Consider the following 22,690-nt stretch of genomic DNA (forward strand, 5'->3'; position numbering starts at 1 on the left):
CTTGCACCCTCTGTATTACCGCGGCTGCTGGCACAGAGTTAGCCGGTGCTTATTCTGTCGGTAACGTCAAAATTGCAGAGTATTAATCTACAACCCTTCCTCCCAACTTAAAGTGCTTTACAATCCGAAGACCTTCTTCACACACGCGGCATGGCTGGATCAGGCTTTCGCCCATTGTCCAATATTCCCCACTGCTGCCTCCCGTAGGAGTCTGGACCGTGTCTCAGTTCCAGTGTGACTGATCATCCTCTCAGACCAGTTACGGATCGTCGCCTTGGTGAGCCATTACCTCACCAACAAGCTAATCCGACCTAGGCTCATCTGATAGCGCAAGGCCCGAAGGTCCCCTGCTTTCTCCCGTAGGACGTATGCGGTATTAGCGTTCCTTTCGAAACGTTGTCCCCCACTACCAGGCAGATTCCTAGGCATTACTCACCCGTCCGCCGCTGAATCAAGGAGCAAGCTCCTGTCATCCGCTCGACTTGCATGTGTTAGGCCTGCCGCCAGCGTTCAATCTGAGCCATGATCAAACTCTTCAGTTCAATACTGCTTGGGTTTTTAAGAAACCCTAAACTTGGCTCAGCAATCTCAAATGACTATGTGATTTCTCGCATGGTCACTTGTGATGCTGATAATCTTTCTGACTATCAGTCCGTACTCACAAGCACCCACACGAATTGCTTGATTCGATTTGTTAAAGAGCGTTTGGCTGAGAGTGTTTCGTCTCAACCGAGGCGCGCATTCTACGCTTTCCTCACTGCCTGTCAAGCGTTTATTTTGAAGTTTGTTTCGAGAAACTCGTTCAACTTCAACCACTTGACTCGCTTCGATCTCTCGTAGCGGGAGGCGAATTCTACAGCGTTTCAACACGCTGTCAACCTTCTTCTCAACCGCCGCCGATCTATTCGATCGTAGCCCTTTCAGCACAACCCGAACTAGCTAACTCATTGAATCTCAAGGAGTTTCGCGTTCCGATGTCGCTGGAAGTGGGGCGCATTATAAGGGGATTCGAAACCGCGTCAACCTTTAATTTCATATAAATCAAAAGCAAAGCGGGGGACGCCCTTCGGCCTCCCCCGCTTATATAGAGACGCACAACGAACGTCTTACTCTGCTTTGAGCGTTACGCGCGCAAACGACTTCTTACCCGCCTGGCAGACATGGGTCGCACCCAGTGCCACTACAAACTCACGGTCAACCACGACGCCATCGACCTTCACAGCCCCACTGCCCAGCAGGTCCCGCGCCTGCGCCGAGTTCTTGACCAGCCCGGCACGGTTGAGCACTGCAGCAATCGGCAGCGCCTCGGTTGCAGTCACTTCGATTTCGGGCAGGTCTTCCGGCAACTCGCCTTCCTTCATACGATTACCGGCGCCACGATGAGCGTTGGCTGCGGCTTCTTCCCCATGGAACCGCGCCACGATCTCCTCCGCCAGCTGGATCTTGATGTCCCGAGGGTTCGCCCCATTGGCCACATCCATACGCAGCTGATCGATCTCCTCCATGGAGCGGAAGCTCAGCAGCTCGAAGTAACGCCACATCAAGGTGTCCGGAATCGACACGAGCTTGCTGTACATCACACCCGGCGCTTCCTGGATGCCGACATAATTACCCAGGGACTTGGACATCTTCTTGACGCCATCAAGCCCTTCAAGCAGGGGCATGGTCACGACGCTCTGAGCTTCCTGACCGTAGGCACGCTGCAATTCGCGCCCCATGAGCAGGTTGAACTTCTGGTCGGTACCGCCCAGCTCGACATCCGCCTTGAGCGCGACCGAGTCATAGCCCTGCACCAACGGATAGAGGAACTCATGAATGGCGATGGGTTGATTGGTGGTATAGCGCTTGTCGAAATCGTCACGCTCCAGCATACGGGCGACCGTGTACTGCGACGCCAGACGGATGAAGTCGGCGGGCGTCAGTGCATCCATCCAGGTGGAATTGAACGCGACCTCGGTCTTGGCCGGATCGAGAATCTTGAAGACCTGCTGTTTATAGGTCTCGGCATTGTCCAGCACCTGCTCACGGGTCAGTGGCGGACGCGTGGCACTCTTGCCACTGGGGTCGCCGATCATGCCGGTGAAGTCACCAATCAGGAACACCACGGTATGCCCCAATTCCTGGAACTGGCGCAGCTTGTTAATCAGTACCGTGTGACCGAGATGAAGGTCAGGTGCGGTAGGGTCGAAACCGGCCTTGATGCGCAAGGGCTGACCACGCTTGAGTTTTTCAACCAGCTCGGACTCCACCAGTACTTCTTCCGCACCGCGCTTGATAAGCGCCAGCTGCTCTTCAACCGACTTCATAGACAAACCCGCAAGGCTCAGATTCAGGGGGAGCCAACCATACAAGATCGGCCGTCAAATACAAGTTTTGCAAAGGAATGTGACCTGGGGACGTGCTCGCAGCGTCTACGCGCCCTTGCGTGAAAATGGTTTTGGTTATATTTTATACAGTTATTTCATCTTCATCATGTCATTCATCTATTCCATTTCACCTTTTTCAAAGTCTCCTTACCCATGACCAACGAACCGCCTAAAGCGCCTCCGCTTTATCCGAAAACACACCTGTTGGCCGCCAGCGGCATTGCCGCCCTGCTTAGCCTGGCATTGCTGGTATTCCCATCCAGCGACGTGGAAGCCAAAAAAACCACCCTCAACCTCGAGCTGGAAACCCCAGCCGAGCAACTGAAAGACGAATCCCGCGCCGCGCCGCTGGTGCAGGCATCCGGCGAGCAGGGCTCGCCGTTTGCGCAGATCGATGAGGCGGCCGCATCCACCCAGAAAGCCGAACAGCAAACCCCTCCGGCAGAAGCTGCCGCACAGCCCGCCAAGGACCCTGCCCACCGGGAAGTCACCGTTGCCAGCGGGGATACCTTGTCAACGCTGTTCGCCAAGGTCGGACTGCCGGCCAATGCCGTCCACGACATTCTTGCCAGCAGCAAGCAGGCCAAGCAGTTCAGCCAGCTCAAGCACGGCCAGGTCCTGCAGTTCGAATTGGACAAGCAAGGCCAGCTGGCCAGCTTGCACAGCAAGGTCGGCAACCTGGAAACCATCCGCCTGACCAAGACGGCCAAGGGCTACACCTTCAATCGTGAAATCAGCAAACCCGTGGTGCGCACTGCCTACGCCCATGGCGTCATCAAGAGCTCGCTCTCCGCATCGGCACAGCGCGCCGGGTTGTCCCACAGCCTGACCATGGACATGGCCAAGGTGCTGGGATACGACATCGACTTCGCCCAGGATATTCGCCAAGGTGACGAGTTCGACGTGGTCTATGAGCAGAAGGTGATGGACGGCAAAGTGGTCGGGACCGGCAATATCCTCTCGGCGCGCTTCACCAACCGCGGCAAAACCTACACGGCCGTGCGTTATACCAACAAGCAAGGCAACACCAGCTACTACACGGCCGATGGCAACAGCCTGCGCAAGGCCTTCATTCGCACACCCGTGGATTTTGCGCGCATCAGCTCTCGCTTCTCTGCCGGGCGCAAGCACCCGATTCTGAACAAGATCCGCGCCCACAAGGGGGTGGATTATGCAGCCCCGCGAGGCACGCCCATCAAGGCTGCGGGTGATGGCCGCATCGAGCTCGCCGGCCGGCGCGGCGGCTACGGCAATACGGTGATCATCCAGCACGGCAATCGGTACAAGACCTTGTACGGTCATATGCAGGGCTTTGCCAAGGGCATCAAGACCGGGGGTTCGGTCAAGCAGGGCCAGATCATCGGTTATATCGGGACCACGGGGCTTTCTACCGGGCCTCACCTGCACTACGAGTTCCAGGTCAACGGCGTGCACGTCGACCCGCTGAGCCAGAAAGTGCCGATGTCCGACCCGATCGCCAAGAACGAGCGCCAGCGTTTCCTGCAGCAAAGCCAGCCGCTGATCGCACGCATGGATCAGGAAAAAGCCACGCTACTTGCCATGAACAAACGGTGAGCCCATGGGCCTCTACCTAGGCGTGATGTCAGGGACCAGCCTGGATGGACTGGACATCGCCCTGATCGAGCAAGGCGAGCACGTCGAACTGCTCGCCACCCATTACCTGCCCATGCCAACGGAATTGCGGCAAGCGCTGCTTGACCTGTGCACGTCTGGGCCGGATGAAGTGGCGCGGGTCGCCCTCGCTGAAAACGCGTGGGCGGCGGTGGCAGCGCAAGGCATACTCGATTTGCTCGACCACCACGCCTTGCAGCCCACCGACATTCGCGCCATCGGCAGCCATGGCCAGACCATTCGCCATGAGCCTGCCCGAGGTTTCACCGTGCAGATCGGCAATCCGGCGCTCCTGGCGGAGCTGTCAGGCATCACGGTCGTGGCTGACTTTCGTCGCCGTGACGTAGCAGCCGGCGGTCAGGGCGCGCCGCTCGTCCCAGCGTTCCACGAAACGCTGTTCGGCCATCTCGAACAGCCGTTGGCCATCCTGAACGTAGGCGGTTTCAGCAACCTCAGCCTGATTGCCAAGGACAAACCGGTCCGAGGTTTCGATTGCGGCCCGGGCAATGTCCTGATGGACGCCTGGATCGAGCGCAAGCGCGGCCAGGCATACGATGCCGACGGCGCCTGGGCGGCCTGTGGGGCTGTGCAACCTGCCCTGCTGGCCTCTCTCATGGCCGACCCATTCTTCGCCGGCAGTGGGCCCAAGAGTACAGGCCGTGAAGTCTTCAACCTGCGCTGGCTGGACAGCCACCTCGCTGCCCTGCCTGCTTATCGCGACGAAGACGTCCAGGCAACGCTGCTGGAGGTCAGTGCACAAAGCATCATCGATTCGCTGAGCACCGCACAGCAGGGCACCAGGACGCTTTTGGTGTGTGGGGGCGGCGCGCACAATGGCGCCTTGATGGCTCGCCTTGCAACAGGCCTGCCTGGCGTGAAGGTGTCCAGCACCGCTGAACAGGGAGTAGACCCTGACTGGGTCGAGGCCATGGCGTTCGCCTGGCTGGCGCATTGCTGCCTCGAAGGCATACCTGCCAACCGTCCCAGCGTTACAGCGGCCAAAGGCCTGCGTGTTCTGGGCGCCATCTATCCGGCTTGAGCCATTGATCTGCCCAACGAAAAACGCCGCGCTTGAGCGCGGCGTCTTGACGAGGGCATGTCGTCAGATCGAGAACGAAGAGCCACAGCCACAGGTAGTGGCGGCGTTAGGGTTCTTGATGATGAAGCGTGAGCCTTCCAGGCCTTCCTGGTAATCCACTTCGGCACCGGCCAGGTACTGAAAGCTCATCGGGTCCACTACCAGCGAAACACCCTCGCGCTCAACGATGGTGTCGTCATCGGCCACTTCTTCATCGAACGTGAAGCCATACTGGAAACCCGAGCAACCGCCACCGGTGACGAATACACGCAGTTTCAGCCGGTCATTGCCCTCTTCGGACACCAGGTTCTTCACCTTCAGCGCAGCACCGTGGGTAAATTCCAAAACCGTAGGGGTGAAGGTTTCGACGCTCATGTTGATTCTCCCGGCGCGGTGGCCGTCATAAAACTCGATGACGGCCATTATCCGCTTTCCCGAGAAAATCGGTCAACAATAGGCGACGGGCAGGTCGCGAATCAGTGCAGCCTGCCGCAAGCCTTCTTCAGCTCACGGCAACAGGCCGGCATGGCTCAGCCCCATCCGCTCATCGAGCCCGAACACGATGTTCAGGTTCTGCACGGCCTGCCCTGAAGCGCCTTTGACCAGGTTGTCGATGACCGACAGCACCACGACCAGGTCACCGCCTTGCGGACGATGAACAGCGATGCGGCAGACGTTGGCGCCGCGCACGCTGCGGGTCTCGGGGTGGCTACCCGCGGGCATCACATCCACGAAGGGCTCGTTGGCGTAGCGCTTCTCGTACAGCGCCTGAAGATCGACCGATGTGTCGGCGACGGTCGCATACAAGGTGGCATGGATGCCGCGGATCATCGGCGTCAGGTGAGGGACGAAGGTCAGCCCAATGTCCTTGCCCGCAGCCAGACGCAGGCCCTGGCTGATTTCCGGAAGGTGACGATGCCCTTTGACCGCGTAGGCCTTCATGCTCTCACCGGCTTCACAGAACAGCGACCCCACGGCCGCACCACGTCCGGCACCGCTGACACCGGACTTGCAGTCGGCGATCAAGCGCGACGCATCGGCCAAGCCAGCTTCCAGCAACGGCAGGAAACCCAGTTGAGTGGCGGTTGGGTAGCAACCCGGAACCGCGATCAGTCGTGCCTGGCGGATCTTGTCGCGGTTGACCTCGGGCAAACCATACACGGCACCGTCGAGCAGATCAGGCGCGCCGTGAGGCTGGCCGTACCACTTGGCCCATTCAACTGCGTCCTGCAGGCGGAAGTCGGCCGACAGGTCGATGACCTTGGTGCCCGCGGCCAGAAGCTCGCCCGCCAAGGCATGAGCGACACCATGCGGGGTGGCGAAAAACACCACGTCACACGCGCCCAGCGCCTTGCTGTCGGGCACGCTGAATGCAAGGCCGTCGTAATGGCCGCGCAGGTTCGGGTACATGTCGGCCACTGCTACACCCGCTTCCGAGCGCGACGTGATGACCGCCACCTCGGCCTGTGGGTGCTGAGCCAGCAGACGCAACAGTTCGACGCCGGTGTAACCCGTGCCGCCGACGATACCGACCTTGATCATAACGCTTGCCCCTTATCAACGAGCCGTCTGGAAAACGCACGATGATAGGGGCGTGATGCGTCTGTCACAACACTTCAGGTGTCCCTGAGGGCGCCTGGGCACTACTATCTGACGACCGTGAATACCTGAAGGAATGCCCCGATGCTCTACCTATGGATCAAAGCGCTGCACATTGTCAGCGTCGTATGCTGGTTTGCCGGCCTGTTCTACTTGCCACGGCTGTTCGTCTACCATGCCCAGAGCCAGGACAGCATCAGCCAGGACCGGTTCGTGACCATGGAGCGCAAGTTGTACCGAGGCATCATGAACCCGGCGATGATCGCCACCTACGTATTCGGTGCCTGGATGCTCTACCTCACGCCTGGGTGGCTGAGCCAGGGTTGGCTGCACGCCAAACTCACCCTGGTGCTTCTGCTGACCGGCTACCACCACGTGTGTGGCGCCCAGCGCAAACGCTTCGCTGCCGGCACCAACACCCGCAGCCATGTCTACTATCGCTGGTTCAACGAGGTACCTGTGCTGATCCTGCTGGCGGTCGTCATCCTGGTGGTGGTCAAACCGTTCTGAGGGTGTTGCCCAGCACTGGGCGGTGCAGCGCTAACGGCCGATCGGCATAAGCGCCACTGACAGGCCCTGCAGCGGCTCATTCCCAGGCTTGGGCGGCCCAGCAAAACGCAGCATCCACCACTGCCAAGCTGTACACTAGATGCCCTCTTCGGCCCCAGGAGCCCTGCATGACCCGTTACGCCATGATCACCGGCGCTTCCACCGGCCTGGGCCTGGCCCTGGCGGAGGCCCTGGCACGGCGCGGGCGCAACCTGATCCTGGTCGCACGCCACCGTGAAACGCTGGAGCCGGTCGCCATCGAGCTTGCCCAGCGTTTCGGCGTCGAGGTGCTGTTGCGTGCGTGCGATCTGAGCCAACCGCTGAGGCTGTCGGGGTTCGTTCTCGAGCTCGAAGAAGGCGAGCGACGCATCGATTTGCTGGTCAACTGCGCCGGTCACCGCACCTACGGGCCATTCCTGGCCCATGAGTGGGCCGACGAACAGGACCTGCTCGAAGTCAATGTGCTGGCGCTGAGCCGCTTGTGTCATGCCATCGGCAATCTGATGGCGGTACAGGGCGGCGGCCAGATCCTCAACGTTGCCGGGCTGGCCGGTGTGGCCCCTGGGCCCTGGATGGCCACCTATGCCGCCAGCAAGGCCTACGTGATGAATTTCTCCCAGGCCCTGCGCGAAGAACTCAAACCCACAGGCATCAAGGTCTCCGTGCTGTGCCCGGGACCGGTACGTTCCTCACGGCGCCGCATAGCCCGGCTCGAAGGCAAAAGCCGCTGCCTCAGCCCCGAGGAAGTGGCGCTGTACACCGTTCGCGCGCTCGCCCGCAACCGCGCCCTGATCCTGCCGGGGCGACGCAATCGCTGGCTGGCGATCGCCCCGCGGCTGCTGCCGAACTGGCTGGTGCGCAAGCTGGCAGGTGTGATTCACCGGCGTTATTGCCCAGCCGGTATGGAATAGTCGCTGGGCGAGCGGCTCCGGCCTGAGTACACTCGGCCCGGACCCTCACCATGGAGCAAGTGCTGTGGACGATTTATTCCTCAAGATCATCAACCGAGAGATCCCGGCGAAGATCATCTACGAAGATGACCAGGTTCTGGCATTTCACGACATCGCCCCCCAGGCCCCGGTGCATTTTCTGGTCATTCCGAAAAAGCACATCCGCACCCTCAACGACCTGACCGAAGAAGACAAGGGCCTGGCTGGGCACATTCTGTTCACGGCCCAGCGCCTGGCCAAGGAGCTGGGCTGCGAGGAAGGCTTTCGCGTGGTCATGAACTGCAATGAACAAGGTGGCCAGACGGTCTACCACATTCACATGCACGTGCTCGGCCAGCGCCAGATGAACTGGCCACCGGGCTGATCCACCGCAAGCGACTCGAGCGCGATTGGGTTAAACTGTCGGGCACATTCTTGCGGAGGTGCCCGATGGCTACCGAACGTCACTATTCCCCGCTCGACCGCTTGTTGCTGCAGGCCGACACCGCCATGCGCACCTTGCTGCCGTTCAGCGGCCAACCCTCTCGCCCGTCCCCGGCTATCGTCAAACCCGCCGTCGAACTCGAAGATCGGCAGGCACGCCACGTGGCAGGGCTGATGCGCATCAACCACACCGGCGAAGTCTGCGCCCAGGCGCTTTATCAAGGCCAGGCCTTGACGGCCAAGCTGCCGTCAGTGCGCAAGGCCATGGAGCGCGCTGCGGATGAGGAAATCGATCATCTGGCCTGGTGCGAACAACGGATCCGTCAACTCAACAGCCACCCCAGCGTCCTGAACCCGCTGTTCTACGGCATGTCATTCGGCATTGGCGCTTTTGCCGGGCTGGTGAGTGACAAGGTGAGCCTGGGCTTCGTGGCAGCCACCGAGCACCAGGTCTGCAAGCACCTGGATGAGCACCTGGTGCAGATCCCTGCCGAAGATGAAAAATCCCGGGCCATCCTTGAGCAGATGCGCGTCGACGAAGAACAGCACGCCGATGCGGCACTGCAAGCCGGTGGCTACCGCTTCCCTGCGCCTGTGCGTTTTGGCATGAGCCTGCTGGCCAAGGTCATGACAAAGAGCACCTATCGCATCTGAAGGCTCGCCATGACAACACGTTTCGACGCCAAGGACCTGGCGCGAGCGGTCGAGGCGGGGATTCTCCAGCCAGACCAGGAACAGGCCCTGCAAGCCTTTCTCAGCCAGCGGCATAGTGCGACGGGCAGCCTGCAGCTGGCCCATGGCGCGTTCTACTTCGGCGCACTGCTGGTCATGGGGGCCATGGGCTGGCTGCTCAATGAAGCATGGCTACGCATCGGCGACACCGCGTTGCTGGCCGTGGCCAGTGCCTACATCGGGTTGCTGACCCTGGTCGCACTCAGCCTTCAGAAGCGTAAACAACCCGTTGCGGCCGGCGTACTGGCCGCAGCCGCGGTCAGTATCGTGCCACTGGCCGTTTTCGCACTGGAGCGATTGCTCGGTTGGTGGCCGCTCGATGACGTGCAAGCCGATTACCACCAGTACTACACCCAGGTACAAGGCGGTTGGCTGGCCATGGAGGCCGCTACCGTTCTTGCAGGTGTGATGATGCTCCGCCTAGTTCCCTACCCGTTTATCGTCATGCCCATTGCCGTTGCCCTGTGGTTCATGTCGATGGACCTTACCGAGTGGGTAGTCGGCGCGCCATTCAGTTGGGAACAACGCCGGGAGGTATCCCTGTGGTTCGGATTGGCGACCTTGCTGGTGTTTCTGCTGGTCGATGGCAGAACACGGCATGATTATGCCCACTGGGGCTATCTTGCCGGTCTGGCGGCCTTCTGGGGTGGGCTGACCATGCTCGACAGCGGCAGTGAATGGGGAAAAGCCACCTACTGCCTGATAAACCTTGTGCTCATGGGGGTGGCAGTGCTGCTGCGAAGGCCCGTTTTCATGGTGTTCGGCGCACTTGGCGTTGCCGCCTACCTGGGGTACCTGGCGTATGACGTATTTGCCGAATCATTGCTGTTCCCGGTGTTGGTCAGCTTGATCGGCCTGGGCGTCATAGGGCTGGGCCTGCTTTACCAGAAACACCGGGAGCCGTTGAGCCAGTCGGTCAGAAGCGCACTGCCAGGCTGGCTATACGCAACGCTGCCAGCACTGCGCCATTGACGGTCGCCGGTACGCCACGCAGCTCGCGCCCTTTGCTCAACCCAGTTCCACGATCTCGTAGCCATGGGTGATCTCGACCCCGGCACGCTCGAGCATGATCGACGCTGAACAGTATTTTTCGGCCGAAAGCTCGACGGCACGCTTGACCTGCGCCTCTTTCAATCCCCGGCCCTTTACCACGAAATTCATGTGGATCTTGGTGAATACCTTCGGGTCTTCACCTGCGCGCTCGGCCTCAAGAAACGCTTCGCAGCTCTCCACCGCTTGGCGCGATTTCTTCAGGATGCTGACCACATCGAAACTGCTGCATCCACCCAGGCCCAGCAACAGCATCTCCATCGGCCTGACGCCCAGGTTTCGGCCGCCGGCTTCGGGTGGGCCATCCATCACCACGACGTGACCGCTGCCGGATTCGCCAAGGAACATTGCCTCACCGGCCCACTGGATACGTGCCTTCATCACCCGAACTCCTGATTTCGCAAAAAGGGTGTCAGCTTAGTCGTTGTGCCGCTGTGGGAAAAGCATGTAAGGACTCGCTTTAATGCCGAAACATTTTGTAGTGTCTGATAAGCTGGCGCCAATCGAATGGCGTTTTTCCAGCCAGCTGCCATGGATGCCCATGGACTGCACAGAACAGGATTTCGCGATGGTAGCCTCTGCCCTACCCCCAAAGATCAAGAACATCGACAAATTGCTGGTGCACTGTCAACGCCGGCGCTACAGCGCCAAGAGCAACATCATCAGTGCAGGTGAACGCGCGCAGACGTTGTCGTTCATCATCAAGGGGTCGGTCACCATCCTCATCGAAGACGAAAACGGCCATGAGATGATCATCGCCTACCTCAACAGCGGTGACTTCTTCGGTGAGCTGGGGCTGTTCGAACCGGTTGAGTCGCAGCAGCATCGCAGCGCGTGGGTTCGGGCCAAGACCGAATGCGAAGTAGCCGAAATCAGCTACGACAAGTTCCGCGAACTGGTACGACATGAGCCAGACATGCTCTATGCCGTCAGCAGCCAGATGGCCCAGCGCCTGCGCGACACTACCCGCAAAGTCGGTGACCTGGCTTTCTTCGATGTAACCGGCCGAGTTGCCCGGTGCTTGCTCGACTTGTGCAAGCAGCCCGACGCCATGACCCATCCAGACGGCATGCAGATCAAGATCACCCGCCAGGAAATCGGGCGAATCGTCGGTTGTTCACGGGAGATGGTCGGCCGCGTCCTGAAGGACCTGGAAGAACGCAGCCTGGTCCAGGTCAATGGCAAGACCATGGTGGTACACGGCACCCGCTAGCTGATGGGCACCTCAGCCAGCACCTGCGCGTACGCTTGCGACAGCTGTGCAAACCACGGCGCCGCCGGTACTACCTCATGCAGGGCGATGTGGGCATCGGGGCGGCATCGCTGTTCGAGGTTGCAGCACGTATTGAAGTGGTTGACGGCGGCTACCATCGCCTCGCGATCGTTGTCCAACAGCAATGCCCCATGTACCAGCACCACCGGGCCTTTGCCTGCGGCGCTCTGGCGCCAGCGCTGGGCGGTCCCCACCAACTTGCGGCCATTGAGGTTGACGTTGTAGCGGCCATCGCAGAATGCGCCCTCGATCTCGCCAACCGAGGCGACACCCCCCCACGCCTGCAGCACCTCGCACAGCGGCAGGCACAAGCGCTGGTAGGCTTTTTCGATACGCCCCTGATCGCCCTCACTGCGCGGGGCCGCATAGACCAGGGCAATATTTACCGTCGAATGGGACTGCGGTACAGGCTCGCCGCCGGTCTCGCGCAGCAGCACTGGCCATCCAGTGCCAGCCAGTTGCGAACTCGCCGCTTCAAAGTGCTCCAGCCGGCTCATCCTGCGAGGCATCACCAGCGCCTGATCAATGGGGCGCCAGAACAACACACCGTTATCGCGCTCGCCCCGGCAAACGGCGGCCAGCAGGTCCTGTTCAGTAGACAGCCCTTGCTCGACGGTAAGGGCCAGAGGCTGGTCAGTCATTGCTTCACCTTCAATTGAGTTACGCAGGCTGCGGCCATCATCGTAAGCGTCACAGCCTCTGCACGACTGGCATTGGGGCGCCCATGAGCCAAATGGCAGCCATGAAAAAGCCGGCAACATGGCCGGCTTGGTTCATTCAGTCCAGTTGCTGGATGGTCTTTTTCACTTGATCAGGGAAGAACAAGCGCTGGAGCTCGATCCCCGGGTTCTCAGCCCGCATGAACGCTTCACCCACCAGGAATGAATAGACGCGGTTGATTTTCATCAGCTGCACATCGGCCTGATTGAGAATGCCGCTTTCGGTAATGGCGAGCCGATCCGCGGGGATGCGTGGCAGCAGGTCCAGCGTGGCCTCCAGGTTCACTTCGAAAGTGTGAAGGTTACGGTTGTTGACCCCCACCAACGGCGTGTCCAGCGTCTTGAGCGCGCGCTCCAGTTCATCACCATCGTGCACTTCCACCAGCACATCGAGCCCGACCGACTTGGCCGTGGCCGCCAGTTCGGCCATTTTCACATCGTCGAGCGCCGACACGATCAGCAGCACGCAATCTGCACCCAAGGCACGGGCTTCGACGATCTGATAAGGGTCGACCATGAAGTCCTTGCGGATCACCGGCAGTGATACGGCTGCTCGCGCCTGCTGAAGGTAGTCATCCGCCCCCTGAAAATAATCGACGTCCGTTAACACCGACAGGCAGGTTGCGCCGCCCTTCTCGTAGCTGACGGCAATGTCTGCAGGGACGAAATGCTCCCGGATCACACCTTTGCTAGGAGAGGCCTTCTTGATTTCAGCGATCACCGCTGGCTGCTTGCGCGCGGCCTGGCGCAGCATGGCGTTGGCAAAACCACGGGGCGCGTCGGCCGCCTTGGCCAACTGCTCAAGTTCGGCAAGGCTTACGCGGGCACTGCGTTCAGCCACTTCTTCGAACTTGCGGGCGATGATCTTTTCCAGCACCGTTGGCACGCTCATGCTTCGTTCTCCACCTTGAATACGGCTGTAAACGCACCCAGCTCTTGCAGTTTTTCCCAGGCCAACCCGGTGTGCAGCACGTCGTGGGCAAGTTCAACGCCGGCCTTCAGGCTCATGGCGTGATCTGCGGCGTAAAGGGCTGCACCGGCATTAAGCACGATCATCTCGGCGGCCTTCTGGCCGTTCTCGGTCTTGCGTCGACCCAGCGCATCACGAATCAGCGCCAGAGACGCCTGCGAGTCCTCGACCGCCAGGCCATGAAGGCTCTGGCTCTTCATGCCCAAGTCTTCCGGTTCAACCCAGTACTCGGAAATCTCGCCATTTTTCAATTCAGCCACGAAGGTGGGCGCAGCCAGGCTGAACTCGTCCAGCCCATCCTTGGAATGCACCACCAGCACATGCTTGCTGCCCATGCGGTGCAGCACCTCGGCCAGAGGACGGCAGAGCGCCTGGGTGAAGACGCCAACCACCTGATGCTTCACACCTGCCGGATTCGTAAGCGGGCCAAGCATGTTGAACAAGGTCCTGAGCCCCAGATCGCGACGCGGCCCAGCGGCATGTTTCATGGCGCTGTGGTGACTCTGGGCGAACATGAAGCCGATACCCAGGCTGTCGATGCAGCGGGCCACTTGAACGGGTGTCAGGTTCAGGTAGATGCCAGCAGCTTCCAGCAGGTCTGCGCTGCCACTTTTGCCGGACACCGCCCGGTTGCCATGCTTGGCGACGGTGCAGCCGGCAGCGGCCAGGACGAAGGCCGATGCCGTAGACACGTTGAAGATATTGGCGCCATCGCCGCCGGTACCCACAATGTCGACCACCCCATCCAGGGTCTTGAGTTCGACCTTGTCAGCCAACTCCCGCATGACCGACACCGCGCCAACGATTTCGTCGATGCTTTCACTTTTCATGCGCATGCCCATCAGAAATGCGCCAATCTGCGCATCACTGCATTGGCCGGTCATGATCTGGCGCATTACACCGCGCATTTCCTCGGTGGAAAGGTCCAGATGGCCGACGATGCGACCCAGCGCGCTCTTGATATCCATATTCGTTCCTTAGCGGTGGCCGCCAGTCTGCTGGAGGAAATTGGCGAACAGTTCATGGCCCTGCTCGGTGAGTATCGACTCGGGGTGAAATTGCACGCCCTCGATATTCAACGTCTTGTGCCGTACCCCCATGATCTCGTCGACCGAGCCATCTTCGTGTGCGGTCCAGGCCGTCACTTCCAGGCACTCAGGCAGCGTCTCACGCTTGATCACAAGCGAATGGTAGCGGGTCACGGTCACGGGGTTGTTCAGGCCGCTGAATACGCCAAGGTCGCGATGGTGGACCGGGCTCGTCTTACCGTGCATCACCTGGCGTGCCCGCACGACATCGCCACCGAACGCCTGGCCAATGGACTGATGCCCAAGGCACACGCCCAGAATCGGCAATTTACCGGCGAAATGAAGAATGGCTTCGATGGACACACCGGCTTCGCTCGGCGTACAGGGCCCAGGCGAGACGACGATGCGCTCCGGCGCCAGGGCTTCGATCTGGGCGATGGTCATTTCGTCATTGCGAATGACCCGTACATCAGCCCCTAACTCGCCCAGGTACTGGACGACGTTGTAAGTGAATGAGTCGTAATTGTCGATCATCAGTAACATCGAATGAAACCTCTTGAACCTACTGACTTCATGATTCGAACCTTCCTGCACCTGTCGCAGGCGCAACTTAGCCGCTAATGACGTTGAGACAGGAAGGCAAACAAGGGCGGGCCGGACGAACCGGCAGAGGATAAAGTCAGGCGCGCCAACGCCAACGGGCGTGGGCCTTGATAACGCGCATCAAGAGTTTGCTGACGATCAACACAGGGTAGGTCTCGCTCATACGTCTCGGCACAGTAGCCTACCGGGGCGACGGGCGCAATATGCCCGTAAACACTGGGAAACGAATGGCATCAGGTGCGATGCACGCCGTTTTGCTAAGGTCGATGAGGTTGTCCTGATAAAAACAAAGAAAAGGATGTTTATCGATGCTCAACGTACCGTTATTGCGCGTCACCGCCGCCTCCCTGGCATTGGCCTGCGGCCAGGCATTCGCATCCCCTGACCCATACGCTTCATTGATCGTGTTCGGTGACAGCCTGAGCGACGCCGGCCAGTTCGCAGGCCTTCGCTTCACCAACCGCAACGCCGATGGCAGCTATGCACCGGTGTCGCCGATGATCCTGGGCGCTCGCCTGGGCCTGGACGCCAATGCGCTTGGGCCTTCCACATCGCCAGTCAATGCGGCGCTGGGCCTGCCCGATGGTAACAACTGGGCGGTTGGGGGCTATACCACTCGGCAGATCCTGGACTCCATCACCACCACCTCCAGCACGGTCATCCCACCCGGGCGCCCGGGCGCAGGCCTGGTGCTTCGGGAAAAGCCTGGCTATCTGGCCACCGGCCTTCGCGCCGATCCCAATGCACTGTATTACGTGACAGGCGGCGGCAACGACTTCCTGCAGGGCCTGGTCAACAGCCCAGCCGACGCCGTGGCTGCCGGCGCACGCCTGGCCGCCAGTGCTCAGGCCCTGCAACAGGGTGGTGCCCGCTACATCATGGTCTGGCTGTTGCCCGATCTTGGCCAGACGCCCAACTTCAGCGGTACGCCACAGCAAAATCCTCTGTCATTGCTGTCCGGTGCCTTCAACCAGGCACTGGTCAGCCAGCTCAGGCAAATCGACGCTCAGGTCATCCCCTTGAATGTCCCACTGTTGCTGAGCGAGGCCCTCACCAATCCCGCTCAGTTCGGGCTGGGCAGCGACCAGAACCTGATCGGTACGTGCTACAGCGGCGAAAGCTGCGTCGGCAACCCGGTGTACGGCGCCAATGGCAGCACGCCAGACCCTATGAAGTTATTGTTCAACGACGCCGTGCACCCGACCATTGCTGGCCAGCAACTGATCGCCGATTACGCCTACTCCGTTCTGGCCGCCCCTTGGGAGCTTACCCTGCTGCCCGAAATGGCCCACGCCAGCGTCAGAGCTCATCAGGATGAGCTGCGCAACCAATGGCAAGCCCCGTGGCAAGCTGTTGGTCAATGGCAGCCTTTCATCGCCGCTGGTGCCCAAGACCTGGACTTCGGCGGGCAACGCAGCGCCGCCAGTGGTGACGGCCACGGTTACAACTTGACCGTCGGCGGTAGCTACCGGGTTGACGATGCCTGGCGGCTGGGGCTGGCTGGCGGCGTGTACCGGCAGAAGCTGGAAGTGGGCAGCCATGATTCGGACTACACACTCGACAGCTACCTGGCCAGTGCCTTCGCGCAGTACCGTCAGAACCGCTGGTGGGCAGATGCGGCATTGACCGTCGGGCACCTGGATTATGACGATCTGAAACGCACCTTCGCGCTGGGGGTGAGCGAGCGTAGTGAAAAAGGCGATACCCAGGGCGAGACATGGGCCGTGTCTGGCCGACTGGGCTATAACCTGGCGCCGGACAGTGCCCGCTGGCAGCTGGCGCCCTTCCTGAGCGCCGACTATGCCAGGGTCAAGGTCGATGGCTATGACGAAAGAAGTGATCGTGCGACCGCGCTGGGGTTCGATGACCAGGAGCGCACGTCACGGCGGCTGGGCCTGGGCCTGCTGGGTAGCGTGCAGGTATTGCCTGCTACCCGTGTATTTGGCGAGGTGGCCCGTGAGCACGAGTTCGAGCATGACCAGCAGGACGTACGCCTGAAGTTCACCGCTCTGCCGGACAATGATTTCACGCTCGACGGGTATACCCCCCATAGCAACCTGACCCGAGCCAGCGTTGGGGTCAGTCATGAAGTGGTGGCAGGCGTGAATGTGCGTGCCGGGTACAACTGGCGCAAGAGCGATGAGCTCAAGCAACAAGGCGTGAGCCTCGGCATTAGCGTGGACTTCTAGCAGAGGACCAGCCCTGATCAACACTTGACGCTTATCGAAATCCTGAGGCTGCTGTGGCGCCTGTCGAGGCCACTCATGGACCGTTCTGTAGAAGCGGTCTTGTCGGGGCGACTGACCGGCCGCGACGGGCTGCGCAGCAGACCCAGCATGTCAGCTTCGCAGCACAACTTGTCGGGGCCGGTCCGGCGCCCCGACAAGGCCGCGCCTACAAGGGCATGGGCTGCGATATCTCAAGCGACTGCCACCTACCGCGAAGTGGTCTGTTCGGCCAATGCCACCGCGCGGAACATGGCCCGACGCTTGTTGATGGTTTCTTCCCACTCCAGCGCTGGCACCGAGTCGGCGACAATGCCACCGCCGGCCTGTACGTGCAGCTCTCCATCCTTGATCACAGCGGTACGGATGGCGATTGCCGTGTCCATGTTGCCGTTCCAGGCGAAATACCCCACTGCACCGCCATAAACCCCGCGTTTGACCGGCTCCAGCTCATCGATGATCTCCATCGCACGGATCTTGGGCGCGCCGGACAGCGTACCGGCAGGCAAAATGGCACGCAGTGCGTCCATCGCCGTCAACCCTTCGCGCAACTGGCCGGTGACGTTGGAAACGATGTGCATGACGTTGGAATAACGCTCGATCACCATCTTCTCGGTCAGGCGCACGCTGCCTGTCGACGATACGCGGCCGACATCGTTGCGCCCCAGGTCGATGAGCATCAGGTGCTCTGCAATTTCCTTGTCATCCGACAGCAAGTCGTCTTCCAGCGCGCGGTCGGCCTCCTCCGTTGCTCCGCGTGGGCGAGTACCGGCAATGGGGCGCACCGTGACCAGGTTGTCCTCGACCCGCACCAGCACTTCAGGGGAGCTGCCGACGACATGAAAGTTCCCAAAGTTGAAGAAATACATGTACGGCGTCGGGTTGAAGCAACGCAAGGCGCGATAAAGGTCGATGGGTGCTGCCTTGAAGTCGATGGACATGCGCTGCGACGGCACCACCTGCATGCAATCCCCGGCCAGGATGTATTCCTTGATACGGCCGACGGCATGCTCATAGTCATCGCGCGTATAGCTTGACCGGAATGCAGGCTCGGCGGCCTGAGGCCCGCTCAGGTCCAGCCCGCGGCGTGGCGTAATGGGCTGGCGAAGCGTTTCGAGCAGGCTTTGCAGGCGCGCCTGGCCCTGCTCGTAAGCGTGTTCCTGAGCAGGGTCCACCAGCACGATGGCGTGCATCTTGCCAGCCAGGTTGTCGAACACCACCACGGCGTCCGAGACCATCAGGAGGATGTCCGGCACCCCTAGCGGGTCCGGATTGGGGCTCGCGCCCAGACGCTTCTCCACGTAGCGCACGCAGTCATAACCGAAATAGCCGACCAGTCCACCGTTGAAGCGCGGCAGCCCGGGAACGTCGGCCACGTTGTAGCGCTGCTTGAAGGTTTCGACGAACGCCAGGGGGTCCTCGACGTCATGGCTTTCGACCTCGACACCATCCTGCAGGATGGTCACGTGGTAGCCATGGACGCGCAGCACGGTCCGCGACGGCAAACCAATCATCGAATACCGCCCCCATTTCTCGCCGCCCTGCACCGACTCGAGCAGGTAGGAGTTGGGCTGGTCAGCCAGTTTCAGGTAAATCGACAGGGGCGTATCGAAGTCGGCCAGGGTCTCGCAGGCCAGGGGGATGCGGTTATAGCCGGCAGCGGCCAGGCGCAGGAATTCTTCGCGGATCATGAGTAGCCTCGTGGCAAACAGCGTTGGTTCGGGCAAACGGATGGGCCGGCATGCGCCGGCAGGCAGGCGTCAGGCGCGCCAACGCCATCGGGCCAGGGCCTTGATGACTTTCATCCAGAATTTGCCGGTAACCGCCACGTTGGACCCTTTTTGGTCTGAGGCTTGAAGGTCCGCCAACGTTATCCCAGTGGCAGGGTCTACGCAACCGGGCAACAAAGCCCGCAGGTCATCGATCACGAGGCTGGGCGACTCTTCTTCGATAGGCCGCCCATGATTGTAGCCATAGGTCAGCCCAACGCATTGCACGCCAGCTGCCTTGGCTGCCAGCACATCGCTACGCGAATCGCCGACGAACAACGCTTGCTGCGGCGTCACGCCGGCCATCTGCATCACGAACAGCAACGCTGCTGGGTCCGGTTTCTTCTGCGCCAGGGTGTCTCCGCCGATGATCCAGCGGAAATAGCTGCCCAGCTTCATCTGGTCCAGCAAAGGCCCCACGAAGCGCTCCGGCTTATTGGTGATCAAGGCCATTTCCACGCCCCGCTTGCGCAGCCAGCGCAAGGTGTCCTGCACACCTGGGTACACGACCGTCAGGTCGTGGCTTTCGGCGTAGGCGTCCATGAACAGCGCCAAGGCCTGCTCGGCCAGGGCATCATCCACTCCAGCGTGGTCGATGTCACCCGCCAGCGCACGACGTACCAGCACCTGCGCGCCATTGCCTACCCACTGGCGCACGGCATCGAGGCCCGCGGCGGGTCGGCCGAGTTCGAGCAGCATGCGGTCCACCGCTGCGGCCAGGTCCGGGACGGAGTCGACCAAGGTGCCATCCAGGTCGAACATCACCAGCCTGGGCAGCGCTCCTGGGAACAGCTGCTCGAAGCCGCTCATGGGCGGGCCTGTGCCAGTTCGCTGCGCATCTGGGCAATGACCTGCTGGTAGTCAGGGGCGTTGAAGATCGCCGACCCGGCCACGAACGTATCGGCACCGGCGGCGGCGATCTCGCGGATGTTGTTCACGTTGACGCCACCGTCGATTTCCAGACGAATGTCGCGGCCGCTGGCGTCGATCAGCGCGCGCGCTTCACGTAGCTTGTCGAGCGTGCCCGGAATGAACTTCTGACCACCGAAGCCTGGGTTGACGCTCATCAGCAGCACCATGTCGACCTTGTCCATCACGTATTTCAGGACGTCCAGACTGGTGGCCGGGTTGAACACCAGGCCGGCCTTGCAGCCGCCGTCCTTGATCAGTTGCAACGAACGGTCGATGTGCTGGGTCGCTTCGGGATGGAAGGTGATGTAGGTGGCGCCGGCCTCGATGAAGTCGCCGATGATACGGTCAACAGGGCTGACCATCAGGTGCACGTCGATCGGTGCGGTCACGCCGTACTTGCGCAGTGCGGAGCAGACCATGGGACCAATGGTCAGATTGGGTACGTAGTGGTTGTCCATCACGTCGAAGTGGACGATATCGGCGCCTGCGGCCAGGACATTATCGACTTCCTCGCCCAGACGGGCGAAGTCGGCGGAAAGAATGGAGGGAGCAATAGCGTAGGGCTGCATGGCGCACCTGTTGGGCAGAATCACAGTGGCGCGCATTGTAACTCAGGCAACGGGGTGAAGGCTGATTGGTATCAACGCGTGGCGAGCAGCGGTTGCAACAGGCGCTGGCTTGTCTGCCGCCACAAGGGCTGACAAGCCAGCGCAGACAGCGCTGTCAGGCCGGTTGCTGGGTCCGCAGCTTCTCGCTGCGCCCCCGCAGCCATTCCAAGGTCAGCAGCAGCACCACCGAAAAACCGATCAGCAGGGTTGCCGCAGCCGCGATGGTCGGGCTCAGGTTCTCGCGAATGCCACTGAACATCTGCCGTGGCAGGGTCGCCTGCTCTGGCCCGGCCAGGAACAAGGTCACCACCACCTCGTCGAAGGATGTGGCGAACGCAAACAAGGCCCCGGAAATCACCCCTGGTGCGATCAGCGGCAAGGTCACCCTGCGAAACGCCAGCAGCGGCGAAGCACCCAGGCTGGCAGCCGCGCGCACCAGGTTGTAGTTGAAGCCTTGCAGCGTCGCCGACACGGTGATGATGACAAACGGGACACCCAACACCGCGTGCACCAGAATCAACGAGGTGAAACTGTTGCCAAGGCCCAGAGGCGCGAAGAACAGGTAGCTGGCCACGCCAATGATCACCACCGGCACCACCATCGGTGATATCACCAGGGCCATTACCAGGGACTTACCGGGGAAGTCACCGCGGGTCAGCCCGATGGCCGCCAGCGTTCCGAAGACCATGGCCAGCACGGTCGCCGCCGGAGCTACGATGATGCTGTTCTTCAAGGCCCGCATCCACTCGGCCGAGCCGAAGAAGTCCTGGTACCACTGCAGCGAGAAGCCTTGCAGGGGGTAGACCAGGAAGCTGCCGCTGTTGAACGACAGGGGCACGATCACCAGCACCGGCAAGATCAGAAACAGCAATATCAGGCCGCAGAGAATGCGCAGGCTGTAGAACCAGACCCGCTCGATGGGCGACATGTAAGGGCTCAGCATGACAAGGCTCCTCAGCTCAGACGCAGGCGGCTGGCGCCGACCAGCCAGCTATAGATCAGGTACAGCAGCACGGTGGCCAGCAGCAGTAGACCGCCCAGCGCGGTGGCCATGCCCCAGTTGATGCTGGTATTGGTGTAGAACGCCACGAAATAACTGACCATCTGGTCGTTCGGGCTGCCAAGCAGCGCCGGGGTGATGTAGTAGCCGATGGCCAGAATGAACACCAGCAAGCACCCTGCCCCTACCCCGGCATAGGTCTGCGGGAAGTACACCCGCCAGAAGCTCGCGAAGGGATGGCAGCCCAGCGAGATGGCCGCGCGCATGTAGCTCGGGGAGATGCCTTTCATCACGCTGTACAACGGCAGGATCATGAACGGCAGCAGGATGTGCACCATCGAGATGTACACGCCGGTACGGTTGAAGACCAGCTCCAGCGGCTGATCGATGATGCCCATGGCCATCAGCGCGCTGTTGATCAGCCCGCCTGACTGCAGCAGCACGATCCAGGCTGCCACCCGTACCAGAATCGAGGTCCAGAACGGCAGCAAAACCAGGATCATCAACAGGTTGCTCTGGCGTGTCGGCAGGTTGGCCAGCAGGTAAGCCAGCGGATAGGCCAGCACCAGGCAGATGGCGGTGATCACCACGCCCATCCACAGGGTGCGGGTGAAAATGTCCAGGTAGATAGCCTGGTCCGGCGTGGCCTTGGCCAACTCGCCCAGGTCGTCGATGCGGTGGTCCAGCGACGCCAGCAGGTAGAAGGGTGTCAGGGTACTGGTATTGCGGCGAATCGCCTGCCAATAGGCAGGGTCGCCCCAGCGCTCGTCCAGCGCCTGCAAGCCGTCCTTGTAGGAGGCAGGCTCGGTCTTGAAGGGCAGCGCCCGCGCGGTCTTGGCCAACAGGCTGCGGTAGCCGGCCAGCTCCATGTTCAAGCGCTTGGACAGGTCACCCAGGGTCTGGTTCTTGCGCGATTCGGCCAAGTCCTGGCTCAACGCCTGGTAGACGTCCTCGCCCGGCAAGCCCTTGCCATCCCACTGTGTAATGATATCGACCGTGCGCGGCAAGCCGGCGACCACTTCCGGGTTACCGACGCTCTTGTACAACAGGGCTGCGATCGGCACCAGAAACACCAGCAGCAAAAACAGCGCCAGGGGCGCGATCAGCGCCTGGGCCTTCCAGCGGTTGACCCGCTCGGCGTGTTTAAGGCGCTGTTTGAGATTGGGACCGGCGCCTTCGTTGAGGGGCACTGCAATGGCCATGG

22 protein-coding genes and 1 rRNA gene (1 of these 23 only partly in view) are annotated in these 22,690 nt (G+C 60.9%); 9 read left to right on the plus strand and 14 right to left on the minus strand.

Annotation, left to right across the window (positions count from 1 at the left end):
• A 16S ribosomal RNA gene (locus MOP87_RS18745) occupies positions 1–542 on the minus strand; it reaches 995 nt to the left of the window's first position.
• Positions 543–1,106: 564 nt separating this feature from the next.
• Positions 1,107–2,306: a tyrosine--tRNA ligase gene (tyrS, locus tag MOP87_RS18750; RefSeq protein WP_027913656.1), complete on the minus strand. Its 1,200-nt coding sequence runs from the start codon at positions 2,304–2,306 to the stop codon at positions 1,107–1,109.
• Positions 2,307–2,519: 213 nt separating this feature from the next.
• Here tyrS and MOP87_RS18755 point away from each other — a divergent pair, with 213 nt between their 5' ends.
• Both MOP87_RS18755 and MOP87_RS18760 read left to right on the plus strand, forming a co-directional pair.
• A complete protein-coding gene (locus MOP87_RS18755) occupies positions 2,520–3,941 on the plus strand; it encodes a peptidoglycan DD-metalloendopeptidase family protein (protein ID WP_027913655.1) in 1,422 nt (473 codons plus the stop codon).
• Positions 3,942–3,945: 4 nt separating this feature from the next.
• The gene (locus MOP87_RS18760) at positions 3,946–5,037 is read left to right on the plus strand and encodes an anhydro-N-acetylmuramic acid kinase (protein ID WP_242809890.1); all 1,092 of its coding nucleotides are present in this window, start codon (positions 3,946–3,948) and stop codon (positions 5,035–5,037) included.
• A gap of 63 nt (positions 5,038–5,100) precedes the next feature.
• Here the strand turns inward: MOP87_RS18760 and erpA are convergent, their stop codons facing one another.
• Complete coding sequence (gene erpA, locus MOP87_RS18765; RefSeq protein WP_023532751.1) at positions 5,101–5,451, minus strand: iron-sulfur cluster insertion protein ErpA; 351 nt, start codon at positions 5,449–5,451, stop codon at positions 5,101–5,103.
• 132 nt (positions 5,452–5,583) lie between these two features.
• On the minus strand, positions 5,584–6,618 hold the full coding sequence (argC, locus tag MOP87_RS18770) for an N-acetyl-gamma-glutamyl-phosphate reductase (RefSeq protein WP_027913653.1): 1,035 nt from the start codon (positions 6,616–6,618) through the stop codon (positions 5,584–5,586).
• 141 nt (positions 6,619–6,759) lie between these two features.
• Here argC and hemJ point away from each other — a divergent pair, with 141 nt between their 5' ends.
• The 5 genes from hemJ to MOP87_RS18795 all read left to right on the plus strand — a co-directional run bounded on the left by hemJ (position 6,760) and on the right by MOP87_RS18795 (position 10,301).
• Positions 6,760–7,185 (plus strand): protoporphyrinogen oxidase HemJ, encoded by a 426-nt coding sequence (gene hemJ / locus MOP87_RS18775; protein ID WP_023532455.1) that lies wholly within the window; start codon positions 6,760–6,762, stop codon positions 7,183–7,185.
• A 167-nt stretch (positions 7,186–7,352) separates the two neighbouring features.
• Positions 7,353–8,135 carry an SDR family oxidoreductase gene (locus tag MOP87_RS18780; protein ID WP_027913652.1) on the plus strand — a complete coding sequence of 261 codons (783 nt, stop codon included), beginning with the start codon at positions 7,353–7,355 and terminating at the stop codon, positions 8,133–8,135.
• A 64-nt stretch (positions 8,136–8,199) separates the two neighbouring features.
• A complete protein-coding gene (locus MOP87_RS18785) occupies positions 8,200–8,538 on the plus strand; it encodes a histidine triad nucleotide-binding protein (RefSeq protein WP_027913651.1) in 339 nt (112 codons plus the stop codon).
• 65 nt (positions 8,539–8,603) lie between these two features.
• Positions 8,604–9,251: a 2-polyprenyl-3-methyl-6-methoxy-1,4-benzoquinone monooxygenase gene (gene coq7 / locus MOP87_RS18790; protein ID WP_027913650.1), complete on the plus strand. Its 648-nt coding sequence runs from the start codon at positions 8,604–8,606 to the stop codon at positions 9,249–9,251.
• A 9-nt stretch (positions 9,252–9,260) separates the two neighbouring features.
• Positions 9,261–10,301 (plus strand): hypothetical protein, encoded by a 1,041-nt coding sequence (locus tag MOP87_RS18795; protein WP_027913649.1) that lies wholly within the window; start codon positions 9,261–9,263, stop codon positions 10,299–10,301.
• A 36-nt stretch (positions 10,302–10,337) separates the two neighbouring features.
• On the opposite strand, the gene MOP87_RS18800 is transcribed toward MOP87_RS18795, so the two are convergent.
• Complete coding sequence (locus MOP87_RS18800; RefSeq protein WP_023532673.1) at positions 10,338–10,760, minus strand: OsmC family protein; 423 nt, start codon at positions 10,758–10,760, stop codon at positions 10,338–10,340.
• 187 nt (positions 10,761–10,947) lie between these two features.
• Here MOP87_RS18800 and crp point away from each other — a divergent pair, with 187 nt between their 5' ends.
• On the plus strand, positions 10,948–11,592 hold the full coding sequence (gene crp / locus MOP87_RS18805) for a cAMP-activated global transcriptional regulator CRP (protein ID WP_027913648.1): 645 nt from the start codon (positions 10,948–10,950) through the stop codon (positions 11,590–11,592).
• Here crp and MOP87_RS18810 read toward each other — a convergent pair.
• The 4 genes from MOP87_RS18810 to MOP87_RS18825 all read right to left on the minus strand — a co-directional run bounded on the left by MOP87_RS18810 (position 11,589) and on the right by MOP87_RS18825 (position 14,912).
• Entirely contained in the window at positions 11,589–12,293 is a 705-nt protein-coding gene (locus MOP87_RS18810) for a lipoate--protein ligase family protein (protein ID WP_027913647.1), read from the minus strand. The two genes, crp and MOP87_RS18810, sit on opposite strands and share 4 nt — an antisense overlap.
• Before the next feature lie 136 nt (positions 12,294–12,429).
• Positions 12,430–13,263 carry an indole-3-glycerol phosphate synthase TrpC gene (trpC, locus tag MOP87_RS18815; RefSeq protein WP_242809891.1) on the minus strand — a complete coding sequence of 278 codons (834 nt, stop codon included), beginning with the start codon at positions 13,261–13,263 and terminating at the stop codon, positions 12,430–12,432.
• Entirely contained in the window at positions 13,260–14,309 is a 1,050-nt protein-coding gene (trpD, locus tag MOP87_RS18820) for an anthranilate phosphoribosyltransferase (RefSeq protein WP_145278973.1), read from the minus strand. Before trpD ends, trpC begins: the two co-directional genes overlap by 4 nt.
• A gap of 9 nt (positions 14,310–14,318) precedes the next feature.
• Positions 14,319–14,912, minus strand: coding sequence for an aminodeoxychorismate/anthranilate synthase component II (locus MOP87_RS18825; RefSeq protein WP_027913644.1), 594 nt, complete (start codon positions 14,910–14,912; stop codon positions 14,319–14,321).
• A gap of 368 nt (positions 14,913–15,280) precedes the next feature.
• On the opposite strand from MOP87_RS18825, the gene estP reads away from it, so the two are divergent.
• The gene (estP, locus tag MOP87_RS18830) at positions 15,281–17,161 is read left to right on the plus strand and encodes an esterase EstP (protein WP_242809892.1); all 1,881 of its coding nucleotides are present in this window, start codon (positions 15,281–15,283) and stop codon (positions 17,159–17,161) included.
• Positions 17,162–17,406: 245 nt separating this feature from the next.
• Here the strand turns inward: estP and trpE are convergent, their stop codons facing one another.
• The 5 genes from trpE to MOP87_RS18855 form a co-directional block, all read right to left on the minus strand.
• Positions 17,407–18,888 carry an anthranilate synthase component I gene (gene trpE / locus MOP87_RS18835; RefSeq protein WP_242809893.1) on the minus strand — a complete coding sequence of 494 codons (1,482 nt, stop codon included), beginning with the start codon at positions 18,886–18,888 and terminating at the stop codon, positions 17,407–17,409.
• Positions 18,889–18,957: 69 nt separating this feature from the next.
• Positions 18,958–19,776 (minus strand): phosphoglycolate phosphatase, encoded by an 819-nt coding sequence (locus MOP87_RS18840; RefSeq protein WP_027913641.1) that lies wholly within the window; start codon positions 19,774–19,776, stop codon positions 18,958–18,960.
• Positions 19,773–20,447 (minus strand): ribulose-phosphate 3-epimerase, encoded by a 675-nt coding sequence (rpe, locus tag MOP87_RS18845; RefSeq protein WP_027913640.1) that lies wholly within the window; start codon positions 20,445–20,447, stop codon positions 19,773–19,775. The genes MOP87_RS18840 and rpe overlap by 4 nt, the downstream gene beginning before the upstream one ends.
• Before the next feature lie 154 nt (positions 20,448–20,601).
• A complete protein-coding gene (locus tag MOP87_RS18850) occupies positions 20,602–21,429 on the minus strand; it encodes an ABC transporter permease (RefSeq protein ID WP_023532438.1) in 828 nt (275 codons plus the stop codon).
• A gap of 11 nt (positions 21,430–21,440) precedes the next feature.
• A complete protein-coding gene (locus tag MOP87_RS18855) occupies positions 21,441–22,688 on the minus strand; it encodes an ABC transporter permease (protein ID WP_027913639.1) in 1,248 nt (415 codons plus the stop codon).
• Positions 22,689–22,690 lie beyond the last annotated feature (2 nt).

This window comes from Pseudomonas sp. I3-I5 (assembly GCF_022699445.1).
Taxonomy (GTDB): domain Bacteria; phylum Pseudomonadota; class Gammaproteobacteria; order Pseudomonadales; family Pseudomonadaceae; genus Aquipseudomonas; species Aquipseudomonas fulva.